At 60.9% G+C, this 25,926-nt stretch carries 24 protein-coding genes; 11 read left to right on the top strand and 13 right to left on the bottom strand.

Features of this window, described 5'->3' with window-relative positions; translation table 11 throughout:
* Positions 1 to 76: 76 nt before the first annotated feature.
* Positions 77 to 781, top strand: a complete 705-nt coding sequence (locus FHT93_RS33125; RefSeq protein WP_183851253.1) for a DUF899 family protein — start codon at positions 77 to 79, stop codon at positions 779 to 781.
* Between the two features lie 269 nt (positions 782 to 1,050).
* Here FHT93_RS33125 and FHT93_RS33120 read toward each other — a convergent pair whose 3' ends face one another.
* The 10 genes from FHT93_RS33120 to FHT93_RS33075 all read right to left on the bottom strand — a co-directional run bounded on the left by FHT93_RS33120 (position 1,051) and on the right by FHT93_RS33075 (position 12,786).
* Complete coding sequence (locus FHT93_RS33120) at positions 1,051 to 1,887, bottom strand: CoA ester lyase (RefSeq protein ID WP_183851252.1); 837 nt, start codon at positions 1,885 to 1,887, stop codon at positions 1,051 to 1,053.
* Positions 1,884 to 3,101: a CoA transferase gene (locus tag FHT93_RS33115; protein ID WP_183851251.1), complete on the bottom strand. Its 1,218-nt coding sequence runs from the start codon at positions 3,099 to 3,101 to the stop codon at positions 1,884 to 1,886. The genes FHT93_RS33120 and FHT93_RS33115 overlap by 4 nt, the downstream gene beginning before the upstream one ends.
* The gene (gene ugpC / locus FHT93_RS33110; protein ID WP_183851250.1) at positions 3,098 to 4,147 is read right to left on the bottom strand and encodes a sn-glycerol-3-phosphate ABC transporter ATP-binding protein UgpC; all 1,050 of its coding nucleotides are present in this window, start codon (positions 4,145 to 4,147) and stop codon (positions 3,098 to 3,100) included. The genes FHT93_RS33115 and ugpC overlap by 4 nt, the downstream gene beginning before the upstream one ends.
* A gap of 19 nt (positions 4,148 to 4,166) precedes the next feature.
* Positions 4,167 to 6,266, bottom strand: a complete 2,100-nt coding sequence (locus FHT93_RS33105; protein WP_183851249.1) for an ADP-ribosylglycohydrolase family protein — start codon at positions 6,264 to 6,266, stop codon at positions 4,167 to 4,169.
* Between the two features lie 15 nt (positions 6,267 to 6,281).
* Complete coding sequence (locus FHT93_RS33100) at positions 6,282 to 7,487, bottom strand: ADP-ribosylglycohydrolase family protein (RefSeq protein ID WP_183851248.1); 1,206 nt, start codon at positions 7,485 to 7,487, stop codon at positions 6,282 to 6,284.
* The gene (locus FHT93_RS33095) at positions 7,477 to 8,904 is read right to left on the bottom strand and encodes an extracellular solute-binding protein (protein ID WP_246781780.1); all 1,428 of its coding nucleotides are present in this window, start codon (positions 8,902 to 8,904) and stop codon (positions 7,477 to 7,479) included. The genes FHT93_RS33100 and FHT93_RS33095 overlap by 11 nt, the downstream gene beginning before the upstream one ends.
* Before the next feature lie 32 nt (positions 8,905 to 8,936).
* Entirely contained in the window at positions 8,937 to 9,839 is a 903-nt protein-coding gene (locus tag FHT93_RS33090; RefSeq protein ID WP_112547031.1) for a carbohydrate ABC transporter permease, read from the bottom strand.
* Positions 9,839 to 10,804 (bottom strand): ABC transporter permease subunit, encoded by a 966-nt coding sequence (locus tag FHT93_RS33085; protein ID WP_246781779.1) that lies wholly within the window; start codon positions 10,802 to 10,804, stop codon positions 9,839 to 9,841. Before FHT93_RS33085 ends, FHT93_RS33090 begins: the two co-directional genes overlap by 1 nt.
* A 4-nt stretch (positions 10,805 to 10,808) precedes the next feature.
* Positions 10,809 to 11,858 carry a LacI family DNA-binding transcriptional regulator gene (locus FHT93_RS33080; RefSeq protein WP_183851247.1) on the bottom strand — a complete coding sequence of 350 codons (1,050 nt, stop codon included), beginning with the start codon at positions 11,856 to 11,858 and terminating at the stop codon, positions 10,809 to 10,811.
* A gap of 229 nt (positions 11,859 to 12,087) precedes the next feature.
* Entirely contained in the window at positions 12,088 to 12,786 is a 699-nt protein-coding gene (locus FHT93_RS33075; RefSeq protein WP_113015231.1) for a type 1 glutamine amidotransferase domain-containing protein, read from the bottom strand.
* A gap of 544 nt (positions 12,787 to 13,330) precedes the next feature.
* Here FHT93_RS33075 and FHT93_RS33070 point away from each other — a divergent pair.
* From FHT93_RS33070 to FHT93_RS33060, 3 genes are all read left to right on the top strand, one after another.
* Positions 13,331 to 14,209, top strand: coding sequence for an N-acyl homoserine lactonase family protein (locus FHT93_RS33070; RefSeq protein WP_183851246.1), 879 nt, complete (start codon positions 13,331 to 13,333; stop codon positions 14,207 to 14,209).
* Between the two features lie 1,053 nt (positions 14,210 to 15,262).
* Entirely contained in the window at positions 15,263 to 16,312 is a 1,050-nt protein-coding gene (locus FHT93_RS33065) for an alpha/beta hydrolase (protein WP_183851245.1), read from the top strand.
* Positions 16,313 to 16,485: 173 nt separating this feature from the next.
* Complete coding sequence (locus tag FHT93_RS33060; RefSeq protein ID WP_183851244.1) at positions 16,486 to 17,520, top strand: LLM class flavin-dependent oxidoreductase; 1,035 nt, start codon at positions 16,486 to 16,488, stop codon at positions 17,518 to 17,520.
* Positions 17,521 to 17,723: 203 nt separating this feature from the next.
* Here FHT93_RS33060 and FHT93_RS33055 read toward each other — a convergent pair whose 3' ends face one another.
* On the bottom strand, positions 17,724 to 18,194 hold the full coding sequence (locus FHT93_RS33055) for a nuclear transport factor 2 family protein (protein ID WP_113204081.1): 471 nt from the start codon (positions 18,192 to 18,194) through the stop codon (positions 17,724 to 17,726).
* A 421-nt stretch (positions 18,195 to 18,615) separates the two neighbouring features.
* Here FHT93_RS33055 and FHT93_RS33050 point away from each other — a divergent pair, with 421 nt between their 5' ends.
* From FHT93_RS33050 to FHT93_RS33030, 5 genes are all read left to right on the top strand, one after another.
* Entirely contained in the window at positions 18,616 to 19,341 is a 726-nt protein-coding gene (locus FHT93_RS33050) for an SDR family oxidoreductase (RefSeq protein WP_112971482.1), read from the top strand.
* Positions 19,335 to 19,805, top strand: coding sequence for a RidA family protein (locus FHT93_RS33045; protein ID WP_183851243.1), 471 nt, complete (start codon positions 19,335 to 19,337; stop codon positions 19,803 to 19,805). The genes FHT93_RS33050 and FHT93_RS33045 overlap by 7 nt, the downstream gene beginning before the upstream one ends.
* A gap of 35 nt (positions 19,806 to 19,840) precedes the next feature.
* Entirely contained in the window at positions 19,841 to 20,830 is a 990-nt protein-coding gene (locus FHT93_RS33040) for an enoyl-CoA hydratase/isomerase family protein (protein WP_183851242.1), read from the top strand.
* Positions 20,831 to 20,984: 154 nt separating this feature from the next.
* Positions 20,985 to 21,536 carry a hypothetical protein gene (locus FHT93_RS33035; protein ID WP_112547043.1) on the top strand — a complete coding sequence of 184 codons (552 nt, stop codon included), beginning with the start codon at positions 20,985 to 20,987 and terminating at the stop codon, positions 21,534 to 21,536.
* A gap of 19 nt (positions 21,537 to 21,555) precedes the next feature.
* Positions 21,556 to 22,191 carry an isochorismatase family cysteine hydrolase gene (locus tag FHT93_RS33030; RefSeq protein WP_112547044.1) on the top strand — a complete coding sequence of 212 codons (636 nt, stop codon included), beginning with the start codon at positions 21,556 to 21,558 and terminating at the stop codon, positions 22,189 to 22,191.
* 124 nt (positions 22,192 to 22,315) lie between these two features.
* Here the strand turns inward: FHT93_RS33030 and FHT93_RS33025 are convergent, their stop codons facing one another.
* The gene (locus FHT93_RS33025) at positions 22,316 to 22,705 is read right to left on the bottom strand and encodes a hypothetical protein (RefSeq protein ID WP_246781778.1); all 390 of its coding nucleotides are present in this window, start codon (positions 22,703 to 22,705) and stop codon (positions 22,316 to 22,318) included.
* A 44-nt stretch (positions 22,706 to 22,749) separates the two neighbouring features.
* On the opposite strand from FHT93_RS33025, the gene FHT93_RS33020 reads away from it, so the two are divergent.
* Both FHT93_RS33020 and FHT93_RS33015 read left to right on the top strand, forming a co-directional pair.
* Positions 22,750 to 23,412, top strand: coding sequence for a VOC family protein (locus FHT93_RS33020; protein ID WP_112547045.1), 663 nt, complete (start codon positions 22,750 to 22,752; stop codon positions 23,410 to 23,412).
* A 225-nt stretch (positions 23,413 to 23,637) separates the two neighbouring features.
* Positions 23,638 to 24,936, top strand: a complete 1,299-nt coding sequence (locus tag FHT93_RS33015) for an epoxide hydrolase family protein (RefSeq protein WP_183851241.1) — start codon at positions 23,638 to 23,640, stop codon at positions 24,934 to 24,936.
* Positions 24,937 to 25,196: 260 nt separating this feature from the next.
* Here FHT93_RS33015 and FHT93_RS33010 read toward each other — a convergent pair whose 3' ends face one another.
* The gene (locus tag FHT93_RS33010; protein WP_183851240.1) at positions 25,197 to 25,892 is read right to left on the bottom strand and encodes a GNAT family protein; all 696 of its coding nucleotides are present in this window, start codon (positions 25,890 to 25,892) and stop codon (positions 25,197 to 25,199) included.
* Positions 25,893 to 25,926: the final 34 nt, after the last annotated feature.

Raw genomic sequence — 25,926 nt, 5'->3', positions numbered from 1 at the left:
ATCGTCCTTGTCGATAACGAATTTTGTCGTACGTCTATGGATGTGAGGCGAACAAGCAGTTCAAGGGAGAAATCACATGGACACGGGCGAATTGAGACCGGCAACGGAGCTAGCCGCGAAACGCGCAAGCAGGTTCGCAAACGAAACAGCCGACTACGCCAAGGCAAGAATGGCGCTTTTGGCAGAAGAGATCGAAGTTCGGCGGCATCTGACGAGGCTTGCGGAGCAACGCAGGCGGCTGCCTCCCGGCCCGGTCGTCGAAAAGAACTATCGCTTCAAGGACGAGAACGGCAGCGAGACCGGTCTGGCCGAAATGTTCGGACATCACGATACGCTCGTGACTTATTTCTGGATGTTCGGTCCGCAGCGCGAACGACCCTGCCCGATGTGCACAAATTTCCTGGGCGGAGCGAACGGCAACGGCGCCGATGTCAAGCAGCGGGTCGCGTTCAAAATCATCGGTCGCAGCCCGGTCGAGAGGCAGCGCGCGTTCGCAATGGAGCGCGGCTGGCGCGACCTCGATTTCGCTCAGACCGTCGGCGACGACTATGCGAGAGATCTGGGTCTGCTCGACGCCAAGGGCAACGAGTATCCGGGGCTTACCGTCTATCAGAAGGACGGAAACGAAGTCCGCGTGTTCTATAGTTCCGAAATGCCTGCCGAGGCGGCAGATCCCGGACAGGATCCGAGAGGAGCCGTCGACATCGCGCCGCTCTGGAACATTCTGGACATGACGCCAGCCGGTCGCGGTACGAGCTGGTATCCGAAGCTCACCTATTAAGTACTCGCAGTTTGCGCAGTGCGAGCTTCGGCTACGACCCGGCGCGCCTGTCGACCCGAACCGGACCAGCGTGCGAGGGTTCTTTGCCCTCACATAGAGGCTAACCCGTAGCCGTCTTGCCACCGTCGCTTACCGACGCAACGGCCCGACGTTTTTCCATTCATACGGCCCACTGGCGTTACCCTGGCTGGCCTGGTGTGTTGGATGCTTCTTATCGTTCCTGCCGTTTATTTCGCACTCCCGGTTGGGCTTGATCCCGCATGCCAGCATCACTGCGACAGCAGCGCACGCGCCCTCGCGACGACAGGCGCGTCGATCATCTTTCCGTCGAGCGAAATGGCACCCTTGCCGGCTGACCCGGCGATCTCGGCAGCCTCGATGACACGGCGCGCCCAGTCAAGCCTTTCCGGGCTCGGCGAAAAAGCGGCGTTGAGAATGGCAACCGCGGAAGGATGGACGCAGCTCGCTCCATCGAAACCATGGCGCCTGGCCTCCTGCGCCGCGGCGTCGAGCGCTTCGAGATCACCGTAGTCAGCGACCGTCGTAAGCGTGCCGAAGGAGAGCTTGCCCTCCGCCTTTGCCGCCATGTGCACCATTAGCTTCGGCAGGCGCAGTACGTCCGGCAGCGGTTCGGCACCCATGCTGGCCGCCAGATCCTCGCCGCCCGCGGCAAGGGCAAGAACCCGCTGGCAGCCGGCGAAGGAGCGCGCATCGAGCACGGCGGCGGCATCCTCGATGAGCGGCACGAACCACGTCTGCTCGCGGCCGAGTTGGCGCTCCAATGTCTGCAGGTGATAGGCAAGAAGATGCAGGCGGCTGAGCGAGCGCGTCTTGGCGACGTAAAGGCCGAAGGCGCCGGCCCGGCAGGCGGCCTCGGCGTCCGGCATCTGCAATTCGGGTTCGGAATTGATGCGGACGAAGACAACAGCGCCATTGCGCCCGACGGAGGCGACGGCCTCGGTCAGCCTCGCGCGGGCGGCCTCCTTCTCGGCGGGTGCGACTGAATCCTCCAGATCAAGAATGATCGCGTCCGCCCCCCGCTCATGCGCCTTGGCGATGAACCGGTCGGAGGAGGCGGGCACATAGAGGAGCGAACGAAATCTCATGCGCCACTTCCCTTCACGATGGCGTCGATCGCAGCGGCGTCGAGGCCGGCTTCGGCAAGCACTTCCGCCGTATGCTGACCAAGTGACGGTGCCGGCCGGCGCCAGACGCCTGGTGTCGCGGAAAGACGGGGAACGATATTGTGCATCGGCAGGCTGCCAAATTCGGCATCTTCGGCATCGACGATGATCTCGCGTCCGGAAAAATGCTCGTCTTCGGCCGCATCGGCGATGCTGTAGATCGGGCCGACGGTGGCGCCGGCATCGCGCATGATCTGCAATGCCTCGTCATGATCATGCCCGGCAAACCAGCCGCCCACGGCCTCATCCACCAGCGCGCGATTGTTCACGCGCGCCGAATTGGTGGCAAAGCGCGGATCCTCGTTCATGTCGCTGCGGCCGATAATGTCGAAGATGCGGCGGGCGACCTGCGGTGTCGATCCCGACAGCGCCACATATTTACCGTCGCGGCAGCGGTAGACATTGCGGGGAGCGGCGGTGTTCGAGGCGCTGCCGACGCGTTCCTTGACCTTGCCGGTGACCTTGTAGATCGCCGCTTCCGGCCCGAGCACCGAAAACATCGGCTCCAGCAGCGAGAGATCGATCACCTGGCCGCGCGACTGGCCGCGGTCGCGGGCAAACAGCGCCGTGACGGTCGCCGAACTGCCGTAGACGCCGGCGATCATGTCGGCAAGTGCAAGCGGCGGCAGCACCGGTTCGCGATCGGGAAAGCCGGTGCGATAGGCAAAGCCGCTCATGCCCTCGACGATCGTTCCGAAGCCGGGAAATTGCGCATAAGGCCCTGTCTGGCCGAAGCCGGAAATGCGCACGATGACGAGATCGGGATTGCGGGCATGGAGGACGTCAGGGGCAAGCCCCATTTCTTCCAGCGTGCCGGGACGATAATTCTCGATGAAGACGTCGGCCGTTTCGATCAGCGCCCAGAGCGCGTCCATGGCCGGTTTCTCGCGCAGGTTCAGCATTACCGAGCGCTTGTTGCGGCTATAGGTCTTCCAGTAGAGCGAGTGGCCATCATCCTTCCAGTCGCGCAGCGGATCGCCTGACGGCGGCTCGATCTTCACCACATCCGCGCCGAAATCGGCAAGCTGCAGCGACAGCATGTTGCCGGCGACGAGACGGGAGAGGTCGAGCACGCGGATACCGGCGAGCGGGCCTTTCGCTGCAGGGTCGAACTGTCTTTGGGAATGTCCGGTCATCGGATGCGCTCGCCGGTCGCCCTGTCGAAGAGCAGCACCTTGTCGATATCGATCGACAGCTTCACATCCTGCCCGGCCGAGAGCAGCCGACCGCCGTGAACGACGACTGAAATGTCTTCGCCCCCCATGTCGACCACGAGTTCCTGGTCCTCGCCGGTCGGCTCGACGAGGCTGATCCGGCCGGGCACCCCATCCGTGGCAAGCGTGATATGTTGCGGGCGGATGCCGTAGACGATTTCCGTTCCCGGCCGCAGCGGGTTTGTCAGCGGCAGGGCGACGCCGCTTGCCGTCATGGCCGCCCCTTGTCCCATCGTCGCCGGGATCAGGTTGATCTCCGGAGAGCCGATGAAGCCGGCTACGAAGAGATTGGCGGGGTCGTTGTAGAGCGTCAGCGGCGCGCCGACCTGTTCCACCTTACCGCCGTTCAGCACGACGATCTTGTCGGCCATGGTCATTGCCTCGGTCTGGTCGTGGGTGACGTAGACCGTGGTCTTGCCGAGGCGCTGGTGCAGCTTCTTGATTTCGCTGCGCATCTTGACGCGCAGCTTGGCATCAAGATTGGAGAGCGGTTCGTCGAACAGGAAGGCGCGCGGATCGCGCACGATGGCGCGACCCATGGCGACACGCTGGCGCTGACCGCCCGAAAGCTCGCGCGGCAGGCGGTCCAGCAGGTTTTCAAGGCCGAGGATGCCGGCAGCCTCCTCGACCCGTTTGCGGATTTCCGCCTTCGGGGCGCCGGCGAGCTTCAGGGCGAAGCTCATGTTTTCGGCGACCTTCATGTGCGGATAGAGCGCATAGGACTGGAAGACCATGGCGATATCGCGCTCCTTGGCCGGCATGTCGTTGACGACCTTGCCGCCGATGGTGATCTCGCCGGCGGAAATATCCTCCAGTCCGGCAATCATGCGCAGCAACGTGGACTTGCCGCAGCCCGAGGGGCCGACGAGCACGACGAATTCGCCGTCGCCCATATCGAGCGAGACGTCGTTGAGCACGGCAACGCTGCCGTAGCTCTTGCCGACATTCCTGAGTTCGATCTCCGACATGTTCTTCCTCCCCTTGGCGTTACAGCTCGACGATCTCGAGCCGGCCGATCGACATGCGGCCAGCCGATGCCATGCGCAGGCCCGCCATGCCGTAGCCGAATGTCTGATCCTCGGCTTCGAGAACCAGGCTGCCGTCGATCGACAGGGCGAGCCTGTCGCCGGTGACCGTCAGATTGACCTGATAGTCCCGGCCGTATTCCGCCTTGAAGGGCGCCCGCGCCAGGATGGTCGTGCCGTGGTTTTCGGCCAGGATCACCGCTTCGCCATTCTGGAAACCGCCGGCATAGAAGCGGCTGGTCCCTTGCGCGCGGGCCACCACAAGATGCGAAGCGCCGGAGAGCGGTCTCAAATCCGTGTTGACGCTCACATCCCGCAGATAGGCATTGCCGGTCCAGGCATCGGCGTCACTTGCCGTGTGGGCGTGGATGCGGCCCTGCTGCAGGCTCCAGTGGCCGCGGTTCCAGGTGAAGCGGGTGATGCCGCCCCATTCCAGCACTTCCTTGGCCGGGTCGATCACGGTGCGGCCCTCGCCGGAGACGGAGAATTCCGAGAGGAAGAGACGGCCGAGGAATTTCAGGCGGCCGAAATATTCGACGAGGATGCCGATTTCGTCGATCGCCTCGCTCTTGCCATCGGGAATGGTGAATTCATAGTCCTGCCAGCCCTCGGAAGAGGGAACGTGCCAGGCGCCGGTCTCCTCGATCGTGCCGGTCATGGCGCGGCGGACATAGGGGGCGACGCGCAGATGGCCGTCGCCATTCCACGGGTCGAGCCAGAGCTTGAACCTGACCGTCTGGCCGTCATCGGCAAGCGGCGTGAACATCGGCCGGTAGCGCTCGTCGTCGAAATCGGCTCGGCGATAGAAAGGCTTCCAGAAGATACGGCCGCCCTGCCCGCGCTCCAGCCGGTCGAGCAGGATTTCCAGCGAGCCCCTGGCATCGTCCGTATGGCGCTCGTTCGAAGCCTTGACGGCGATCTGGTTGAAGGGCTCGGTGCGGAAAGCGTGGGTGGCACCCGGCGCATCGAAATCGAAGCGCACGCCGCGGCGCTCGAAATCCTCGACCCAGAGCGCCGGCGGCTCCTTGCCCTGCAGGCGCAGGGCAAGCACGGTCAGTTCGCGGGCGAAGGAGGGAATATCAACGACATTGATCGTGCCGGTCACGCCGGAGGCGACGACGAAATCGTTGATCGGCTTGCGGTACTTGTCCCAGCCCGGCTGGACCTGCTGAAAGGTGCCGACGATCGCGCCGGCATTGCCGGCATTGCAGTCGGTATCCCAGCCGGCCATGGTGGCGATCTCGGCGGTGCGCGGCAGGTCGCCCTGGCCGTAGATCAGCGCCATGAAGACGACGCCGGCATTCGGAATGATATGGCAGACGCCGGGATAGCGATCATAACCCCATTCGGCCGTCAGCATGTCGCGGCAGGCGCGCCAGTCACCGGGATTGTCCTTGTGGAAGGCGAGGACGGCACGGGCGACGCGGGCGTAGAGTGAGCTTGCTGGGATCGTCGAAAGGCCGGTTTCGATAATCTCCTCGATGCTCTTGGCGACGAAGGCCTGGGCGATGGCGGCAGCGCAGAAACGGGCGCCGTTCAGCCCCTCGCCGTCATGGGCGACACTTGCCGCACGCGCGGAGGCATCGGCCGCCTTTTCAGGTTCACCCGGATGGATCCAGCCCCAGCTGTCGATGAAAATCTGGCCGCCGATCTGTTCGGCAACGGTCGTGCCGTTCTGGGCGATGGAACCCGACTGCGGAGCGGGAATGCCGGCGCGCAGGTTCTGGTAGGCGGTGTGTTCGGTGGAATTGCCAAAGCCGCCCCACCAGTACATGCCGTGCTCTTCGGCCGCGTAGTTCAGCCAGGTCTTGCCGACATCCTCGGCGGTGGCGCCGAGCCCGTAATCGCGCAGCGCGCGGATGAAATAAACAGGCCCGTTGGTATCGTCATCGGCGGCGAAATTCTTGAAATCGCGCAGATATTCGGTGACCTCGCCATAGGTGCCGCGAATGCGGTCATAGCTCCAGATCGTGGGCTCGACAGGGGCGCCGAGGCGCACGCCGATCGCCTTGCCGATGAAACCGGAATAAATGCGTTCGAAAATCTCTGTTGTGTTCAACATCGTCCTGTCCAAAATTTATAGGCGTTCAAGCTGGGTTTGATCCGCAAGGCCGAGGAGCCCCTTGCGCGCCCTGATCTTGGCGGCATCGCGCGCGTGCTCGGCCGTCTGGATCGCGATGACCGTTTCGGTGAAGGCATCGGCAGACGTGAAGAGATCAAGCCTGTTGACCCGGTCGAGCTGTGCGGCAGCGGCCGCGTCGATCACGCTTTCACCGTGCAGCGCGCCGAGGATCGCGCCGGCCATGACGCCGATCGAATCCGTGTCGCGGCCGGAATTGATGCCGTCCTGAATGGTCTTGTAGAAATCGCCATCGTTGAGGATGGCAAAACCGAGCGCCAGCGGCAGTTCCTCGATCGCGTTGAGCCGTGACGGCTGATAGGCGTCCGAGGCAATGCCGGCCTTCTGCGCGGTGTGATTGACATTGTCACCCATCGGCGAATAGCGCGCGATGATCTTGTGGAACTCTTCGACCACGGTCTTGTAGTCGGCGTGTTTGAGGATGCGGGCGGCATCGACGATATCGGCGATGGCAGCGCGCGTGCCATCCTTGGCCACGGCGAGCGCTTCATCGATGACGGCATCGAGCGTCGTGCCCGGCACGAAAGCGGCGGCGATTGCGGCGGCCAGCACGCCGGCGGCTTCGAGGCCGAAGCTCTGCTGGTGGCCGGAGGCAAAGGCGATCGCCTCGTCATAGGCAGCCTTTGGATTGCAGGCATTCACGACGCCGACGGGCGCGATATACATGGCCGCACCACAATTGACCATATTGCCGATCCCGCCCTGGCGCGGATCGCAATTGGACAGCTGGTGGCGCTGGAAGATCCATTTTTCGGGATAGAAAAGGCGCTCGATCAGCATCGCCTCGCGCTGCAGTTCCGGCACCCAGCGCGGCGTCCAGGCAATCTCGCGCACCATGCCGGAGGCCATATCCCAGGCATCGACATGGCGCTTGACGTCGCCATAGATCGACATGAGGCAGAGCGTCATCAGCGTATCGTCGGTGACGATGCCGCTGCCGCGCACCCGGCCGTTGCGGGCCGTCTCGCTCTGGCTCATGCGGTGCCATTCGGTATCGAGCGAGGTGACCCTGCCGTAACGCTCGCGGATTTCGGCAGCGGAGAGTTTTTCGACCGGCGCCCCGAGGGCGTCGCCATAGGCGACGCCAAAGAGAAGCGCACGGACTCGTCCCTTGAGGGAGAGCCCCTTTGCATCATTTGCCATTCAGTACCGTCCTTGCATATTCGGTCATGTGTTCGCCGCCGGCACTGTTCCATTCGGACACGAACTGGTCCCACTGATCCATCTTGGCTTCGCCGGAGATGAACTTGTAGACCCAGGCCCGGTAGACATTTTCCGTGGCGTCGATGTCGGTGGCGTAGTCTGCGGGCCAGACGAAGGCATTGTCCGGCTTGAAGTTGGCGGCGATCGTCTTCAGCGAGCCCTGCGCGGCGTCGCTCATCCACTGCACCGGCGGCTGCCAGTTGGCGGCGACGAGGAAGCGGGCATACCAGGTGGCGATCTTGTCGGTCGTCTTGATGGTATTGCCGTCCTTCGTGTACTGCTCACCCTCGAAGCCGAGGCGTTCGATCTCCTGGCCCTCGGGGCTGGCGATGAAGTCGAGCAGCTTGACGACCTCTTCCTTGTGCTCGGAGGTCGTGGCGATGGCGAGACCGCGCGCTTCCTTGGAAACGTCGAGCGCGATCAGCCCCTGGCCGGCCGGCCCCTTGGGCGGCGCAAGCAGCGTCAGCGTCGGGTTCTGGTCGGGATGGGCCTGGCGCATCTTGCCGCCATAGATATCGATGACCTCGGCGGACGAGCCGAAGACCACGCCGGCGCGGCCGGAATAGAACTTGTCTTCCTTCACGTCCCACTTGGTGGTGATGTATTCCGGATCGTAGAGGCCCTTCTCCTTCAGCGAGGCGTAGAAGGCGATCTTGTCCTTCTCCTGCTTGGAGGTGCGCGCCGCGATCCACTCACCGGCGTCGTTCTTCATCCAGGTGCCGGTCACGCCGAAAGCCTGGTTGAAGATGGAATCGAGTTCCTGCGTATTGTCGGCGGTCGTCACACCATAGGTGTCGGCCTTGCCGTTGCCGTCGAAATCGCCGTCCTTGATCGCCGTGAAGAGCTTGACGTAGTCATCGACCGTCTGCGGGGCAGCGACACCGCTCTTGGCGAGCCAGTCGGTGCGGATGACCGGCTGGGGAATGCGCGGCGGATAGACGTAGAGCAGGTAGGGATAGTTCTTCAGGCGCTCGACATTGTGCGGGAAGAGCGCGTCCTTCAGATAGGTCGTCTTCGGCAGCCAGTTGTTCCAGTCTTCGAGAACACCCTGTTCGGCCATCTTGGCGTCGCCGCCCTGGAAATAGATGAGATCGGGAATATCGCCGGAGAGCAGCATGGCGCTCAGCTTGTCGGCATAACCCGAAGACGGCAGGTCGACGATCTGGATGTGGATGTCGGTGCCCTTGGCCTTCAGCGCCTCCTCGTATTTCTTCACGAGCTTGACGTCATCAGGATTGGTGGTCAGCAGATCCTTGGAAACGACGCGGATCGTCACCGGATCGGCAAGAGCGGGAATGGCGGTTCCCGCCGTCAGCGCCATGACTGTCATGGCCCCCAGAAGCATTCTCCCAAGCATGATTTCCTCCTTATATGCTTTGGTTTCGTGTCTCAGCCCTTCAGCGCACCGCTCATGGTGCCCTTGGTGAAGAACTTGAGAATGAGTGGATAGATCGCCAGGATCGGCACGATGGTGAGCAGGATCATGCCCGCCTTCAGCGCGCGGATATTGATCTGGCTGGCGCCGGTGTAATTGTTGGAATTATCGACGCCGACCATGGCGAGCTTGTCGCCCTCGACGACGAACTGGCGCAGCACCACCTGCAGCGGCCATTTCGACTGGTCGTTGAGATAGATCATCGCCCGGAAGAACTCGTTCCAGTGGAAGACGAAATAGAAGAGCGCGATGGTGGCAAGCGCCGACTTGGCGAGCGGCAGCGCCACATACCAAAAGATCTGGAAGGGATTGGCGCCGTCGAGCTCGGAGGCCTCAAGCAGTTCCTTCGGTACTTCCTCGAAGAAGCGGATCAGGATGATCAGGTACCAGGCATTGACCAGCTTGAAGAGGATGACCGACCAGTAGCTGTCGAGCAGGCCGAGGCGCTTGTTGACGAGGTAGTCAGGAATGATGCCGGGATCGAAGACGATCGTGACCAGCATGAGAACGAAGATGACCCGCCGCCCGGGCAGGCCGGGACGCGACAGCGCCCAGGCCATCAGCGCCGTCAGGATGACGCCGAGGAAGCTGCTGACGAGCGTGATGAAGATCGAATTGACGACACCGCGCAGCACCGCCGGGTTGTTCAGAAGCAAGCTCCAGACATCGGTCGAGAAGCCGTTTGGCAGCACGGTCAGCCCGCTCATGCCGGCGACCTCGCTCGGATCGGAGAGCGAGATGGCAAGCAGGTTGAGGAGCGGCTGCACGGTCAGCACGACGAGGAAGAGCAGCGTCGAGACGATGATCGCATATTCGGCGCGTTCGAGCGGCGTGCGGCGGATATTGAGGGCGGCCATTACCACACTCCCTTGCCGGTCAGGCGTTTGGAGAGGAGGTGCGCGCCGACGATCATCAGCATGCCGAGCACGGCCTTGAAGAGCCCTGCTGCCGTCGCCAGCGAATATTCGCCGGTCTGCAGGCCGATGCGGTAGACATAGGTATCGATGATATCGATCTTGCTGCGCACGACGTCATTGGAGAAATTGATGACCTGATTGAGGTCGGCATTGAGGAACATGCCGGCATTCAGGATGAAGAGCGTCGCGATCGTCGGCACGATGCCGGGGATGGTGACGTAGCGGATCTTCTGCCAGCGATTGGCGCCGTCGATCTCGGCGGCGGCATAAAGCTCCTGGTCGATGGCGATGATGGCGGCGAGATAGAGCAGGCTGTCCCAGCCGGCCGAGCGCCAGATTTCCGAGAAGACCAGAACCCAGCGGATCGAGCCCGTATCGGTCATGAAGGAGACCGGCTGCATGCCGAAGACGCCGAGCACGTCGTTGACCGCGCCATCGCTTGGCGAGAGCACGGCGATGAAGACGCCCGCTATGACCACCCAGGAGAGGAAATGCGGCAGGTAGATCGCCGACTGGATGAACTTGCGCAGGGAACCGCCACGGATTTCATTCAGCAGCAGCGCCACGACGATCGGCACCGGAAAGACGAAGATGATCTTCAGCGTCGAGATGATCAGCGTATTGGCGAGCACCTGCCAGAAGATCGCCGAGGCAAACAGCGTCTGGAAATGCTTGAGGCCGACCCAGAGGTTCGGGCCGATGATGCGCAGCTGCTCGAAGGCGATCTTGGCTTCCCAGATCGGCAGGTAATGGAAGATGAGAAAGAAGACGAGGCCGGGCGCCATCATCACATAATAGGGCCACCATTGGCGGATGCCCTTGCCGAGTCGGCTTCGACGAACTGCGGGAACGTTCCCACTTTTGGACGTCGAAAGTGACATCGGCATATTGTTGCTTACGGTCATAGCATTACCTCCCTGCCGCCACCCTGATGGGTGCCGGAACCGACAGATCGGCGAGTGATCCTCGCTCTATGAGCCGGCATGGCATATAGACCCGGCCGTGTTCGGGACGGCCGGCAATTTCATCGAGCAGACATTCGACGGCGCGAACGCCGATCAGCCGCCCGGGCTTTTCAATCGTGGTCAGGCCCGGCCAGGAAAAGGCGCCGGCCGGAATGCCGTCGAAACCGAGGATCGAGACATCTTCCGGGCAGCGCAGGCCGGCTTCGCGCACCGCCATCATGGCGCCGAGCGCCATCAGGTCGTTGGCGGCAAAGACGGCCAGATGCCCGGGGCCTCTCCTCGCCAGCAGCCGGGCCATGCCCTGCCGCCCGCCTTCGACCGTATATTCGGCCTCCTCGATCGGCAGCAGAGCCGGATCGAAATCACGCTCGACGCAATGTTCGTGCACCGTGCGCAGGAAACGGGCCCGCGCCAGGCGCGAACGCGGTCCGAGCAGCAGCGCAGGCGCCGCATGGCCGCGCGCCGTCAAGACATCCATGCCGAGACGCACCGCCTGGGGAATATCGGAGCCGACGCTCGACGTATCGGGAAAGCGCTCGGCGCTGGAGCCGATCAGCACGAAAGGCAGGCCGAAACGCCCGAGATCGTCGAAACTGTCGGCCACCGGATTGATGATGGCGCCATCGACACGGGCGCGGCGCAGCGCCCGCAGATGCCGCGCTTCCTTCTCCGCATCCCAGTCGGAGGAAAAGACCAGAAGCGAGATATCTTCCTTCGCCGCCCGGTCCTGAGCGCCACGCGCGACTTCAGCCCAGAATGGGTTGGTAATATCGGGAATGACGATGCCGAGCAGGCCGCTGCGCCCGGAGCGCATGCCGACGGCGAGATGATTGGGCTCGTAGCCGGTGGCGGCGACCGCCTTCAGCACACTGTCGCGCGCCTCATCGGAAATCCGCCCCGAACCGGCCAGCACGCGCGCAACGGTGCTCTTGGAAACACCGGCCCGCTCTGCCACATCGATAATGGTTGCCCTCCGCAGAGGCTTCTTCTCCATCGGCCTCCTCCATTCGCGCGACAGCAACACGGCCATGAGCCGATATGTGGGAACGTTACCACAAAAATTGAGATTTGCAATGCCGAGGACCACCAATAGGACAAAGACGGCAATTGCATTCACCAGGATTGCCGCAGCGTCTGCCCACCCGCGAAGCGGCACGTAGTCATTCAAATCACTTGAAGGCCGTGAGATACTCATCTCCCGGCCTTTCCTCATCAATGCCCGGCTATACGGCGACACCGGCCTTTAGACTTGTGAGGAGGGTGACAAGCGCCTCGGCTCCCGCGGTCGACGATGCCGGATTTTGTCCCGTGATCAGCCTGCCATCAGTGATCGCGAAGCTCTCCCAGTTTGCCTTCTTCTCGTAAAGACCACCGAGCCGCTTGAGTTCGTCCTCAACCAGGAACGGTACGACCTTCGTGAGTTGCACTTCTTCTTCCTCACCGTTGGTGAAGCCGGTCACCCGCTTGCCCTTGACAATCGGAGCGCCCTTATAGGTTACGCGGTGCAAGACGGCGGGCGCGTGGCAGACAGCCGCAACGGGCTTACCGTTGTTGTAGAAGGACTCGATCAACTTGATGGACACGGGGTTGTCAACCAGATCCCACATGGGACCGTGACCGCCAGGATAGAAGATAGCGTCGAAATCGTCAGAGCGCACGTCACTTAACCTGGTGGTGGTCGCGAACACCCTTTGCGCTGCCTCGTCGTGCTTGAACCGCGTCATGGCAGGCGTCTGGTTCTCTGGCAGATCGCTCTTCGGGTCGATCGGCGGTTGACCGCCCTTGGGTGACGCCAGCGTCAAATCGACTCCGGCGTCGCGAAAGACATAGTACGGGGCGGCGCCCTCTTCGAGCCAGAAGCCTGTCTTGCGCCCTGTGCTTCCGAGTATGTCATGAGAGGTGAATACCATGAGGATCTTCATTGTTCAGCTCCATCCAGTTCTGTCCAACAGCAGAATAGCTGCACACAAGGACTACTGAGGATCGAGGCATTTCACACTTGGACCATGGTATCGCCGACACGTTGGTATTGGTATGTCCGGCGAGGAGGGTGTCGACGGTTATCAGCCGAAGCGACTGACGGGGAACCGTGACGACCCTTCTATTCACTATCCCAATGCGTGACGAGAAGGCGCCTGTTTATCAACTGGGCCTTCGCATGAACGGAAGCAATCAGCGCGCCCGTCATTGCTAGGTGCGCGCGTATGTCCGCAACAACACTGTTGGCCGCCAGCGGGCAGCAACGATCGATACCTTAGTTCACTTACCGCGAGCGATTGAACCGCCTACCTCTGACGCGTCGCCCTCATTCTGGCTGGGCAAAAATTCGGAACAGGCAAAGGCTCTCGAGCTCCCAATCTCGACTGAAGCGCCTGCTGCTCTCGCAGGACTGCGGGGCCGGCTGCGCGCCCGGTGCTCGTTGTGTTCCGTTGGATCCTCGTATCATTATATTCTGGAGGAATTGGAATGAGATCTCGTCCAACAGCAATGTTCGTAGCGGCTGCTCTGTTTGCTATGCCGGGAAGCGCGATGCTGGCAGAAGACGGCGCCGCACCAAAAGGGACAATAGATAAGCTGTACCACATTGACTGTGGTCACTCTCTGGCGAACGACGAGTCTGTCTGGACGCCCGGTCAGAACGTAGGCAAGTCCATCGAATTCTCATCGACGTGCTATCTGATAAAGCACGGCTCAGATATACTCATCTGGGACACCGGGGTGCCTGAAGCCACCATTGACGATCCAAACGGCTGGTCCACACTTCCCAGTCTCATCGTCTACCATCTTGACAAGACGATATCGTCGCAGCTCGCGCAGATCGGGCTGACCCCGGCAGATGTAAAATACGTCCTTGTTTCACACACGCACGGCGATCATATCGGAAATATCGGCCTGTTCCCGGACGCCACCGTTGTTATGCAGAAGGCGGAGTACGACTGGATAAACTCGCCTCCCCCGGCTGATCCCAACATCAACACGCTTGTAATCCTTGCAAGGAAGTTGCTTGGCCAACCTCGGCGATTAGAACTTGTCACTGGTGACATCGACTTTTTTCGCGATGGAAGCGTCAGGCTCATTTCAACGCCTGGCCATACTCCCGGCAGCCAGTCACTCATGGTTCACCTGGCCAAGACAGGGTACGTGGTTCTCTCGGGCGACGTCGTGCATTTCGAGAGCAATTTCGAACATGACATCGTTCCCGCACTCAACGTCGACAAAGCAAAGTCGATCGCCTCGATGGATCGTGTGCGGGAATTGATGAAGCAGTACAATGCGACGATGTTCATAAACCACGATAAACGGCAGACGGATACATTGAAGGTTCTTCCGGACTTTTACGACTGAAGAACAGCGATTCCGCTTATCCCGCGCAGATTGATCAGCAATGGCCGCGGGCGACCGGAGGCACGTCCGGCGTCCATCCTCTGTACTTGGACATGATCCCGCCCCCGCACGATGGTGATCTCCCTACATTTCGCATGACCGGGATACCACTCATCGCCCAGTGTCACACATCGAACTTGGCGGCACACTGTGGAGCATCTGACTCAATGGTGAAGTGTCATTTGCACTCGGTATGTCAACACCCACGCTTGTATCGCGCATTTCCAGGCGCGGAGGTGGTCTTCGACGTGACAAACGGTGGCGTGCCTTTGAGCCTTGCTGACCGCTACCGTCCCAGGTCAGCAAACGCGCGGTATGAGCGGTCTTAGTATCTTGCTCTGAGGACTTCCTGAAGCCGCTCCCGGCTCGGAACTCCGGTCTGGAGCCAGCGAATAATATCCCGTGCCACGGCCTCCGCTTCCTCGCTTTTTCTGTTGCAACGTCGAGCTTCGCAGTACTCCTTCAGGACGTCTGCGGCCAACGACACCTCCTCCGGCATGAGCGGGCGAAGACACGGCCTATCGATTGGGCTTGGCATGATTGTTTTTCCCTTGGCAGCTCAAACTGGGTCCGACACAGCGGCGGTCGCTCCGGAACCAACGGAAGCGGAAGGTACCCAGACACGGGTCGGTGCTGGCCGATCGCCGATGGCAATCAGAACTCCGACGATCGCCACCATGGCAATTACGATCACAACAAGCGGAAGGCTTGAACTAGCAGCGCGGTAGATCATCATCTGCTCCCGATTTTTGGCCGCGGTTGATCGCAACCGCCGGCTTCGACCGAGACTATGTCGGCGAACTGTCAGGAAGGCATTTGCACCTTGGTATAGGGGATACGTTTTTATAGGCGATACCATCGTGCAATGGCGCTCCGCATGGGCCAGCCTCAATGTTTCCGGGTACGGATCGACAGCAGATCTCGGTACGAAAGGCCAGCGCAAACACTCTCGGAATCCTGATCGAGAGCGCAGCCTTAACCCAGGATAAGCAATGACCATCGGAGACTGGCGCAATGTTCAATTTCGTACCCGCAAATCTCACACGTCGATCGTTCGGCAGCGTTGCACTCGCTATTGCCGCGACGGGTGTCCTCGGCGAAAAGACGACCCAAGCATCTCAGGCGACCACGCGTGTGGACATGCCGACAGTTGCTGACGGAGCCACTCTCGAAGCAAACAAGGGCATCGAGGCAGGAGACTTGTTCGTCTCTTATGCCGACATAGGACCGGCGACTGGATCACCAGTCTTGCTGCTGCACGGCTGGCCCTACGACATCAACAGCTTCGCGCAGGTCGCACCTCTCCTTGCCGACCGAGGACACCGCGTCATCGTGCCCTTCCTGCGGGGTTACGGGGGCACGCGCTTCCTATCGGCGGAGACGAAACGCAACGGCCAGCAGGCCGCAATTGCAGTCGATATCATCAAGCTGATGGACGCCCTAGGGATCAAGCAGGCTACGATCGCAGGCTTCGACTGGGGAGCGCGGACCGCCGACATAGTCGCGGCTCTTTGGCCGGAACGCTGCAAAGCCCTCGTGTCGGTCAGCGGCTATCTGATTGGGAACCAGTCTGCCGGAAAGGCGCCACTGCCGCCGACCGCCGAACTTCAGTGGTGGTATCAATTCTATTTCGCCACTGATCGCGGTCGCGAAGGCTACGAGAAATACACGAACGACTTCGCCAAGCTTATCTGGCAGCTCGCCTCCCCACATTGGAAGTTCGACGACGAAACGTTCTCGCGAAGCGCCGCCGCATTCGCCAATCCCGACCATGTGGCGATCGTCGTCCATAACTATCGATGGCGTCTCGGACTGGCAGCCGGCGAGAACCGGTTCGACGAATACGAGGCCGTGCTCGCCAAGGCCCCAGACGTATCGGTCCCGACAATCACGCTCGAAGGCGACGCAAACGGGGCACCTCATCCGGATCCCAAGACCTACGCCGCGAAGTTCAAGGGAAGATATGAACACCGTCTGATCACAGGTGGGATTGGCCACAACCTTCCGCAGGAAGCACCAGACGCCTTCGCGCAGGCAGTGATGGACGTCGATGCCTGGGCATGACGGGAACTCAGCGCCCCTTCACGTGGGAAGCACCCATCGAATTTATCGATCATCATCATCCTAATAAGGAGGGTGGCGCGGCGCTGGCGGAAGTAGGATGAAAGGCGCGTATCTGTCGCTGCGCATCGCCCAACTTGCGCCTGGCGGAAACGTCACCTTGAAAGGATCCGACATTGGAAATCGGTATCGATAGTTTTGCAATGCTCCTGACCGACCCCGCCACGGGGCGATTGCAGTCAGCCATCGATCGCATGGAGAGCGTGCTTGCGGAGATCGAGCTCGCAGATCAAGTCGGCCTCGATGTCTTCGGAATGGGCGAACACCATCGAGAGAACGCGCTCGATTCAGCCCCGGCCGTCATCCTTGCGGCCGCCGCGGCACGCACGAAGTCGATCCGACTGACAAGCGCTGTTGCAGTCCTCAGCGCCGCCGATCCCGTGCGGCTCTTCCAGGAATTTGCCACACTGGATCTGATATCCGGCGGAAGAGCTGAAATCGTGGTCGGTCGTGGCTCTTCGGTCGAGGCGTATCCGCTGTTTGGATTCGACCTGCGGGACTACGATACGCTGTTCGCGGAAAAGCTGGACCTGTTGCTGAAGATCAGGGAGCAACCCAACATCAAATGGCAGGGTCGCTTTCGTCCTGCGATCAATGGCGAGGGTGTGTTTCCCCGTCCACATCAGCCGAATTTGCCAATCTGGCTGGGCGTCGGCGGCACACCCGAATCCTTCGTCCGAGCTGGAACACTCGGTTTGCCGTTGATGGTCGCCATTATCGGCGGAAGCTTCGAGCGGTTCCTGCCTCTGGTCGATCTCTATCGCCGCGCATGGGACGCCGCGGGTCACCCCCGGCAGGGCCAGAAGGTCGGCGTCCATGCCCTCGGCTTTGTGGGAGAGACGGACGCGGCTGCGAGGGAAGCGTTCTTTCCGGGTTGGTTCCAAATGTTCTCCGACGCGGGACGGGAACGGGGCTGGCCGCCGCCGACGAAGGCCCAGTTCGATCAGATGTGCGGTCCGAACGGCGCATTCCTGGTTGGCAGCCCGCGGACGGTTGCGGCCAAGATCCTGCATCTTAACGAGACCTTGCGCGGAGTGTCTCGCATCACCTTCCAGATGAGCACCGCTGCCCTGGAGACCAAGGCGATGCGCCGCTCTATCGAGTTTCTCGGCACTGATGTCGCGCCGCTCGTTCGCGGACAACGTCCTTAGCTGTGCCGTCAAACGACGCGAGCTTCAAGGGAAGCCACGAGCGCCGCCAGATCACCGGTAGGATCGGTCGAAACCTTCTGATGGAAGCGCCAACGCGTTCCCACAGGCGATCCAGACGCCGGCGTGATGAACCGATGTTGTTTCGGCCTTTGGTCAAGACAATCATACGCGATCACAGAGCCGCATCCGTGCTGGCGCTGTGATCATTTGCTGCTGCCGAAAATCAGCTTCTGATAGTCTGCTAGCATCTGCGGATCCTCGACGGAGCCGTGATGATGGAGTTGCCTCCAGGCGCCGTCCATCCGAACGAACCAGCGGGTTGTGCGGAAGGCGACATCCAGACTGTCGCTGGCGGTGCGGCACTTGCCCCGCTCGCGACCGACGAAGAGATGCCACTCTCGTCCGCCTTGGCTCGTGAAGTCGTGGAACGTGACGTTCACTGTGGCGGCGCCACCGAACAGCTTGGCATAGCCCCCCGCGATCTCATTCCAACCGCGACGGATCCCACCGATAGGGTTGTCCATGCTCGGAGCCTGCCCGGGGAACCAGACCCCTTCCAGGCCCGCCATATCGGCCGAATTAAATGCCCTGTAGAATTCGATCAGCGCATCCAGGGGGCCACCATCCCCTGTCTTCTGTTCCGCGCCCGTGATCTCCTCGAAACGTTCGTTCATGCCGAAACCTCTTTCCGGATTCGTTTGGCGAGCTACGCCGACCTGCCGGCAGTCGGTCGCCTTGCGGAAGGAGATAACGCCCCTCACACTCAGTGACCGTGCCGACGAAGGCAGCATGCACGGCGATAGTGGCGTAATCCATTGTACGATGGTGTCGGCGCAAACCTATCGCCCTCCATCGCATCTGAGCGACCGCGTCGTGGCGGGTCTATTGCACCTCATATCTGACACCCGATCCAAAGGTATCGGGGACACCTTCGTACAATAGTGAGACGCAGCAATCCGCGAGATGGTGTCGTCACGGCGGCTGGCGACGATCGTTCCTGTCCGCAACAGCAGAGACATGACCTTGAAAATCCTGGCGAGCCCACCGTGCCTCGGCGGGCGAGGAATCCCGTGTGTCCAAAAACGGAGGTGCGAAATGAGCACGCGTAAGACAATCCTGATCACCGGCGCGTCGCAGGGGATCGGGGCCGGACTGGTCAGATCGTTCATCGCGAGAGGCTACAATGTCGTCGGCACATCGCGACGCGCCACTCGGGCATTGTTGGCCGACACGATGGAATACCTGGAACTGGTCGATGGCGACGTGGGCGATCCGGCGACCGCCGAACGCGTGGCCCAACGTGCGATCGAACGCTTCGGATCGATCGACGCGCTGGTGAACAATGCCGGTATCTTTTTCACCAAGCCATTCCTCGAATACACGATCGACGACCTTCGGCAGTTTACGGCGACGAATGTCGAAGGATTCGTTCATTTCACCAAGCATGCGATCCGGCAAATGCTCCGCCAGGGATCGGGCGGAAGCATCGTCACGATAACGACTTCGCTGACGGACCACCCGATCGCCGGCGTGACCGCGTCGTTCGCCATGATCACAAAGGGCGGCCTGAATGCCGTCACGAAGAGTCTCGCGATGGAGTACGCCAAGGACAATATCCGGGTGAACGCCGTTGCTCCCGGCATCGTCGACACGCCGATGCATGAAATGGATCCGAAGGACTTTCTGAAGTCTCTCTCGCCAATGGGCACGATCACCGCCGTCCAGGAGATCGTCAACGGCGTCGTCTATCTGACGGAATCCACCAATATCACCGGGGAGGTGCTGCACGTCGACAACGGCGCACATCTTGGAAAATGGTAGTCCCTGGCGCTGACGCACGATTGCTGGAACTTGATATCGACCTCCCTCCCCCGCCAACACCTTTCGGCGCCTATGTCGAGGCGGTCCAGGTCGGCCCGCTTCTCTTCCTCAGCGGCATGCTCCCTGTGATCGGACACGAGGCCATCTACCACGGGCGCATCGGCGAGGGTCTTTCGGTTCTTGAAGGATACGACGCCGCCCGTGCTGCTTGCCTCAGCGGGCTCGCCGCGGCGAAAGCCCACCTGGGGTCGCTGAACAAGATCACCCGTATCGCCAAGCTCGGCGTCTACATCGCATCGCCCGGCGATTTCCAGGAACACCCAAAGGTGGCTGACGGAGCATCCGAGCTTCTGCGGGATGTCTTTGGCGCGTCGTCGGTTCCGCCCCGCATCGTCCTCGGCGTCTCCAGCATTCCGTTGGGAATGCCGGTCGAAATCGAACTCGTGCTCGAGATCGAATCCTAGCGACATCGTTCGCAACAACCTGAATGGAGGTATTCATGAAAGTCAGATCACCCATCTCGACGAGCGCAATGATCGCATCGTCGAAGTTCCTGACGGCTGCGGCAGTGCTCATGCTTCCCGCGCTCGCGCTTTCCGGGCAGACCATGGTCGCGGAGAAGACCGATCGTCCGGCCGACGCCAAGTCACAGCCTGCGAGCGAGAAGCCGCAGATCCGGATCGAGAAGCGCACGCCCGCATATTGGCGTGTCACCTTCGACAATCCGCCTTTCAACATATTCGGGCCGGAGACCATTCCGCAAATGGAGAAGGTCGTCGAGGAGATTGAAGCGGACCCGAATCTCAGGGTCGTCGTCTTCGACAGCGCGGTCCCGGGCTTCTTCCTCACCCACTATAACTTTACGCCGCCGCTCTCCGAATCCACGAGCCTTCCCTATGGGAAGACCGGCCTCCATCCCCTGCCGGACATGCTCGTTCGCATCAGCAAGGCGCCCGTTGTCTCTATCGCCCTCATCCGCGGGCGAGCCACGGGCGTCGGCAGCGAATTGGCGCTCGCCAGCGACATGCGGTTTGCCAGCAAGGAGAATGCAATCCTTTCCCAATGGGAGGTCGGAGCCGGCTTCGTTCCGGGTGGTGGTCCGATGGCGCGCCTCCCGCGTCTGATGGGCCGCGGCCGTGCGCTCGAAGTGCTTCTCGGGTCTGATGACATCAACGGCGAACTCGCCGAGGAATACGGCTACGTCAACCGTTCGTTCGACGACGACAAGCTCGACCCGTTCGTAGATGCACTCGCCGCGAGGATTTCCGGTTTCGACCGCCAGGCGATCGCCGATACGAAGCGGCTCGTCGATTTCGCGAGCCTCCCGAGCGATCCAGAAATCGGAACTGGGTGGGACGCCTTCATCCAGTCCGTCCAGCGCCCGGTGGCGCAAAAGAACATCGGCCGCCTGATGGAAATGGGGCTTCAGACGAACCCCGACGTTGAAGCGCGCCTCGGGCACTACACGCAGACTTTGGCCGACAAGTAGGCCGGAGCCGCGCCCGCGCGTCGGAACGGCAGGTCGCGCGGGCGCACATCTCATCCTGCCGTTCGTCCAATCAGAGAAATCGCGCGGCCCCCAGCCGCGGTGATGAAGGCGCGGTCTTCCGCGCGAACCACCCAACCAGCCATGGAGACGTCACATGCACAGCATCGAAAACCAGATCGTCGATTCCAGCTTTTCGGCAATCATCAATGCCCCGATCGAACAGGTGGATATTCCGAAGTGGTGCTTCACCCTGCCCGAGAAGGAATACCAGGGATGCTCTCCGGCGCACATTGCCGCGGGCTTCACGACGGCGCCCGACGGCACGCGAATGTCGATTAATGTCGAGACGATCGGCGGAAGCCTGATGGTCCAGCATTACCTCGAAACCCTCGGGGAGAAGGATCATCTCATTCTCGACTCGGATTCCGACGTGTTCACGCCGAATGGCCGCGTGACGATCCACGTCACCTGGGAGCTCAGCGTCAAGAAACTCGACGCAGGTCGATGCGAATTCACAAACCGGGTCAGGTCCTATGCGACGGACGAGATGATGGCTTCGCTCGACCGCCAAGGCATCCCCTTCGACATCTTCCGGACCCAGCGGCAACCGATGTCGATCGCACACAACAAGGGCGAGACACCCCTGTTCGCCGCAAGCATCGAACGGGCGGCGCTGAAAAACGCCGCCTCCACGAAAGCGGCCTGAGCATCCGGAGGAATACCCCATGACCCAACTGACTTTCGACCGGAACAATACCGGTCTGCTGGTGGTTGATCCGTACAACGACTTCATTTCCGAAGGCGGGAAGATCTGGCCAAGGATCAAGGAGGTGGCGGAGGCGAACGACTGCGTACCGCATATGCTCCAGGTGCTGAACGCGGCACGCCAGGCGAAACTTCGCGTCTTCTATGCGATGCATCACCGGTATCGACCCGGCGACTACGAGAATTGGAAGTTCATCGCTCCTATCCAGCGCGCGGCATGGCATCGCAAGAGCTTCGAGTTCGGCACCTGGGGCGGAGAATTCCGCGCCGAGTTCGTGCCGCAGGCGGGTGAAGTCGTCGCCTCCGAACACTGGTGCTCCAGCGGCTTCGCCAACACCGATCTCGATCTCGAACTGAAGCGGCATGGAATCCAGAGGCTCATCGTGATCGGGCTCGTTGCCCATACCTGCATCGAGGCAACGGTGCGCTACGCCGCCGAACTCGGCTACGACGTGACCGTCGTCAAGGACGCGGTCGCCGACTACTCGCATGAGATGATGCACGCCGCTCTGGAGATCAACATGCCGAGCTACGCAAGCGCCATCGTCGATACGAACGAGATCCTTTCGGTACTGTCAGTCGCTCAGGCTGCCTGATCCTGAAGGGCAACAAAAAACCCGGCGGACCATAAGGGTCGGCCGGGGTTTTCCTTGTCATTTACGTGACCTCTGGAGCAATGGAGAGTTGCGGAGCCAGTCCCTGAACTCCGCTCTCGCCCCTTCAAGCTTCGGTCGCTTTGGCGCCTATAGTGGCCTTTGCCCACCAGACCAGCTCATCGAGCGCAATCTTGGCCGATGGCAGGAGATTTGCTTCGATCTCCTGGATTGGTTCGTTGCCGCCCATCGGGAACATCGCAAAGAAATCGCCGATGTGAACGGCTGTGCGCGTGGAAACCATCTGCAGTTCCGATATCCCTGAGATGTTCGAGCGCGCGCGACCCGCCAGTGCTGCGATAAGCGTCGCGGTGAACGGCTTGCGGTTCCACTCCGTTCCAAGAACCCGTTGAACAACGGTATCGTCGATACCTTGGAAGGAGCTTTCCGGCCTATCCCAGATTGGAACCAACACCATGGGACAATGGACGCGACCGGTGCGCCAGAGCATCGTCACGCCCTCTGCGGACGGTCCGCAGAGATCACATAGAGGGAAAGCAAATGACCATTCAGGAGCACAACACGCAGCCTGCCGCCGCCGCCAATGACATTGACATGAAACTCGAGGTAGTCGTGATACCGGTCTCCGACGTCGATCGCGCAAAGTCCTTCTACACGGGCCTTGGGTGGAGGCTAGACGCCGACGTCTCCGGCGCGGACGGCTTCAGGGTCGTCCAGGTAACGCCTCGCGGATCGCCTTGCTCGGTCATCTTCGGTAGTAACGTTACTGCGGCCGTCCCGGGATCGGCGCAAGGCCTGCACCTCATCGTTTCGGATATCGTGATGGCCCATGCGGCCCTTGCCGCTCACGGCGTTGAAATTAGCGATGTCTTCCATGATGCAGGTGGAGTGTTTCACCACAAGGGCACAGACCGGCGGCTCCACGGCCCCCATCCGTCTCGTGCCAGCTATGGCTCATTCGCCTCGTTCACGGATCCGGACGGTAACGGATGGCTCTTTCAGGAAGTGACCACAAGACTACCGGGCCGGGTCGAAGCTGCAACATTCAGCTCCGCTGCCGATCTTGCGAACGCCCTTCGTCGCGCCGCCGAAGCCCATGGCGAACATGAAAAACGCACGGGCGGGAAACATGACGAGGCATGGCCGGACTGGTATGCCGAATACATGGTGAGCGAAAAGTCGGGGAGCACTCTCCCGACCTGACCGTCGACGCGCAGTCGAGCAGACTGAGGCCAGTTGAGACGCCCCTGTCGCGCTGAGTTTTTCATTCGGCGCGAAGTATAGCCCGTAGAAGGGGTTCTGAGAACCTTGCCCGGTCATGCGAGCGGCGAGCTACATACGAAGATATCGGCGATACCATGGTGCAATAGGTCAAACGCGCTTTCAGTGTCAACTTCCTCCACATCAACCCACACAAAGGAGGATACCATGTCCCGCATACAGACTGAGCTCACACGTCGAAAGCTTCTTGCCGCAGCCGCTGCTGCGGCGGCGGTCGGGATGCTTCCGGGCACGCCGGCCGCTTCGGCACCGAGCGCCGACATAAGGCAATTCAAGTTTTCGGCGACCGACGAGCAGCTGAAGGATCTGCACCGGCGCGTTGCCGCAACCCGCTGGCCGGACCGTGAGACAGTCTCCGACGATACGCAGGGTGTGCGGCTCGACACGATCCAGAAAGTCGCCAAATACTGGCGGGCGCATGACTGGCGCAAGGTCGAGGCACGGTTGAACTCCTTCCCACAGTTCATGACCGAGATCGACGGGCTGGACATTCACTTCATCCATGTGAAGTCCAATCATGAAAAGGCGTTGCCCATCATCATCACGCATGGTTGGCCGGGTTCGATCATCGAGCAGATGAAGATCATCAAGCCGCTGACCGATCCTACCGCCTTTGGCGGCACCGAGGCCGATGCCTTCCACGTCGTCATTCCCTCGCTGCCGGGCTACGGCTTCTCGGGCAAGCCGAAGGAAGCGGGCTGGAACCCGCCACGCATCGCCAAGGCCTGGGCCGTGCTGATGCAGCGCCTCGGTTACACGAAATACGTCGCCCAGGGCGGCGACTGGGGCAATGCGGTGACCGAGCTCATGGCGGTGCAGGAGCCTGCCGGCCTTATCGGCATCCATACCAACATGGCAGCCACCGTGCCTGCCGACATCGCCAAGCTGCTGTCAGCAGGGGCGCCTGCGCCGGCCGATCTCACGGCCGATGAAAAACGCGCCTATGAGCAGCTCGACGATTTCTACAAGAACGGCCTCGGTTACGCGATCGAGATGAACAACCGGCCGCAGACGCTTTACGGCATCGTGGATTCACCTGTTGGCCTCGCCTCTTGGATGCTTGACCACGACATCAGAAGCTACCGAATGATCGCGCGCTCCTTCAACGGAGAAAAGGAAGGCCTGACGCCTGACGATGTCCTCGACAATGTCACGCTTTACTGGCTGACCAACACGGCGATCTCGTCTGCGCGGCTCTATTGGGACAATGCGCATTTCCCCTCCGGCGGCTTCTTCGATCCGCGCGGCATCAAGATCCCGGTGGCCGTCAGCGCCTTCCCGGACGAGATCTACCAGGCGCCGCAGAGCTGGGCGGAAAAGGCCTATCCGAAGCTCATCCACTACAACAGGCCGGCCAAGGGCGGGCATTTCGCCGCCTGGGAACAGCCGGAGCTGTTTACCGAGGAGCTGCGCGCCTCCTTCAAGTCGCTGCGCGACCAGATCTGAAAACGATCAAAACGACACCTGTCCGCTTTATTGGCAGTGTCCAAACCGGGTTGCCGCTTTTGCCGGCTGCCCGCTCTCTCGCGGAAACTCGAATCGCGTCGTGTACGTGATGCTAATGGAGGGCACCGGGCTTCACCGGCGCCCGTCCTGCAATCAGTAGAAGCCTAAAAGCCCACCGACCCTGGGGTTGATCGTCACGAAAGAATGCCACGACGTTTGCGTTTTTTTGCCTTCCTAGCATCCACGATCACTTGCAGATCCTAAGCTTTTTGAGAGCTTTGCCCGGACAACTCCGCGCGGATATCCTCCAGCCGACGCAATTGCCTTCCTTCTGCTCCGAAATTGTCAGGAGAGAGCCAATCCTCGAATGCAGCCTTGAGCGTAGGCCACTCATTGTCGAGCATCGAAAACCAGGCAGTATCGCGATTGCGCTGCTTCGAGATCATATGCTGGCGGAAAACGCCTTCGAAACTGAAGCCATAGCGCACGGCCGTCGTTTTGCTCGGCTCGTTTTTGTTGTCACACTTCCACTCGTAACGGCGGTATCCAAGGACTTCAAATACGTGCTTTGCCAGAAGATAGTGCACTTCGGTGGAAAGCGGGGAGCGCTTCATTCCAGCTCCATGGGCGACGCCCCCTATTTCGACCACGCCGTTTGACGGGTCAGCGCGCATGAAACTCGCCATCCCCAAGATTTCACCTGTAATGTTGCTGCGGAAGATATGTGTCAGCCAGCCATTATTCTTGACCTCCTTAAGCCACCTGCCGAAATCGTCGATTCCGCCAAAATCGTCCTGGACAAAATACAGGAGCAGAGGGTTTATCCCCATTCCTCCCAGTCCATCCCACAATTTATGGAGATGCAGGTCGGGAACATAAGGTTCGACCGTGCCGTGGCGACCCTTCAGTGTCACATAGTCTGGCGGGGCAACTTTATAATCGTGGAGATTCCGCATCGAGATTACTCCTGAAAGCTATATTGGCGAGCCA

The sequence above is a fragment of the Rhizobium sp. BK379 genome (assembly GCF_014193955.1).
Lineage (GTDB): Bacteria > Pseudomonadota > Alphaproteobacteria > Rhizobiales > Rhizobiaceae > Rhizobium.
This window is presented reverse-complemented; position numbering and strand designations above follow the sequence as displayed.

What these genes read in the sequence shown, in the direction of transcription:
- FHT93_RS33015 (WP_183851241.1), top strand. Translation starts at nt 23,638, where the DNA reads ATGTCCCGCATACAGACTGAGCTCACACGTCGAAAGCTTCTTGCCGCA.
- FHT93_RS33120 (WP_183851252.1), bottom strand. Translation starts at nt 1,887, where the DNA reads ATGAGATTTCGTTCGCTCCTCTATGTGCCCGCCTCCTCCGACCGGTTC.
- FHT93_RS33010 (WP_183851240.1), bottom strand. Translation starts at nt 25,892, where the DNA reads ATGCGGAATCTCCACGATTATAAAGTTGCCCCGCCAGACTATGTGACA.
- FHT93_RS33045 (WP_183851243.1), top strand. Translation starts at nt 19,335, where the DNA reads ATGGTAGTCCCTGGCGCTGACGCACGATTGCTGGAACTTGATATCGAC.
- FHT93_RS33090 (WP_112547031.1), bottom strand. Translation starts at nt 9,839, where the DNA reads ATGGCCGCCCTCAATATCCGCCGCACGCCGCTCGAACGCGCCGAATAT.
- FHT93_RS33085 (WP_246781779.1), bottom strand. Translation starts at nt 10,804, where the DNA reads ATGACCGTAAGCAACAATATGCCGATGTCACTTTCGACGTCCAAAAGT.
- FHT93_RS33070 (WP_183851246.1), top strand. Translation starts at nt 13,331, where the DNA reads ATGAGATCTCGTCCAACAGCAATGTTCGTAGCGGCTGCTCTGTTTGCT.
- FHT93_RS33080 (WP_183851247.1), bottom strand. Translation starts at nt 11,858, where the DNA reads ATGGAGAAGAAGCCTCTGCGGAGGGCAACCATTATCGATGTGGCAGAG.
- FHT93_RS33030 (WP_112547044.1), top strand. Translation starts at nt 21,556, where the DNA reads ATGACCCAACTGACTTTCGACCGGAACAATACCGGTCTGCTGGTGGTT.
- FHT93_RS33115 (WP_183851251.1), bottom strand. Translation starts at nt 3,101, where the DNA reads ATGACCGGACATTCCCAAAGACAGTTCGACCCTGCAGCGAAAGGCCCG.
- FHT93_RS33100 (WP_183851248.1), bottom strand. Translation starts at nt 7,487, where the DNA reads ATGGCAAATGATGCAAAGGGGCTCTCCCTCAAGGGACGAGTCCGTGCG.
- FHT93_RS33075 (WP_113015231.1), bottom strand. Translation starts at nt 12,786, where the DNA reads ATGAAGATCCTCATGGTATTCACCTCTCATGACATACTCGGAAGCACA.
- FHT93_RS33105 (WP_183851249.1), bottom strand. Translation starts at nt 6,266, where the DNA reads ATGTTGAACACAACAGAGATTTTCGAACGCATTTATTCCGGTTTCATC.
- FHT93_RS33055 (WP_113204081.1), bottom strand. Translation starts at nt 18,194, where the DNA reads ATGAACGAACGTTTCGAGGAGATCACGGGCGCGGAACAGAAGACAGGG.
- FHT93_RS33035 (WP_112547043.1), top strand. Translation starts at nt 20,985, where the DNA reads ATGCACAGCATCGAAAACCAGATCGTCGATTCCAGCTTTTCGGCAATC.
- FHT93_RS33040 (WP_183851242.1), top strand. Translation starts at nt 19,841, where the DNA reads ATGAAAGTCAGATCACCCATCTCGACGAGCGCAATGATCGCATCGTCG.
- FHT93_RS33050 (WP_112971482.1), top strand. Translation starts at nt 18,616, where the DNA reads ATGAGCACGCGTAAGACAATCCTGATCACCGGCGCGTCGCAGGGGATC.
- FHT93_RS33125 (WP_183851253.1), top strand. Translation starts at nt 77, where the DNA reads ATGGACACGGGCGAATTGAGACCGGCAACGGAGCTAGCCGCGAAACGC.
- FHT93_RS33020 (WP_112547045.1), top strand. Translation starts at nt 22,750, where the DNA reads ATGACCATTCAGGAGCACAACACGCAGCCTGCCGCCGCCGCCAATGAC.
- ugpC (WP_183851250.1), bottom strand. Translation starts at nt 4,147, where the DNA reads ATGTCGGAGATCGAACTCAGGAATGTCGGCAAGAGCTACGGCAGCGTT.
- FHT93_RS33065 (WP_183851245.1), top strand. Translation starts at nt 15,263, where the DNA reads ATGTTCAATTTCGTACCCGCAAATCTCACACGTCGATCGTTCGGCAGC.
- FHT93_RS33095 (WP_246781780.1), bottom strand. Translation starts at nt 8,904, where the DNA reads ATGCTTGGGAGAATGCTTCTGGGGGCCATGACAGTCATGGCGCTGACG.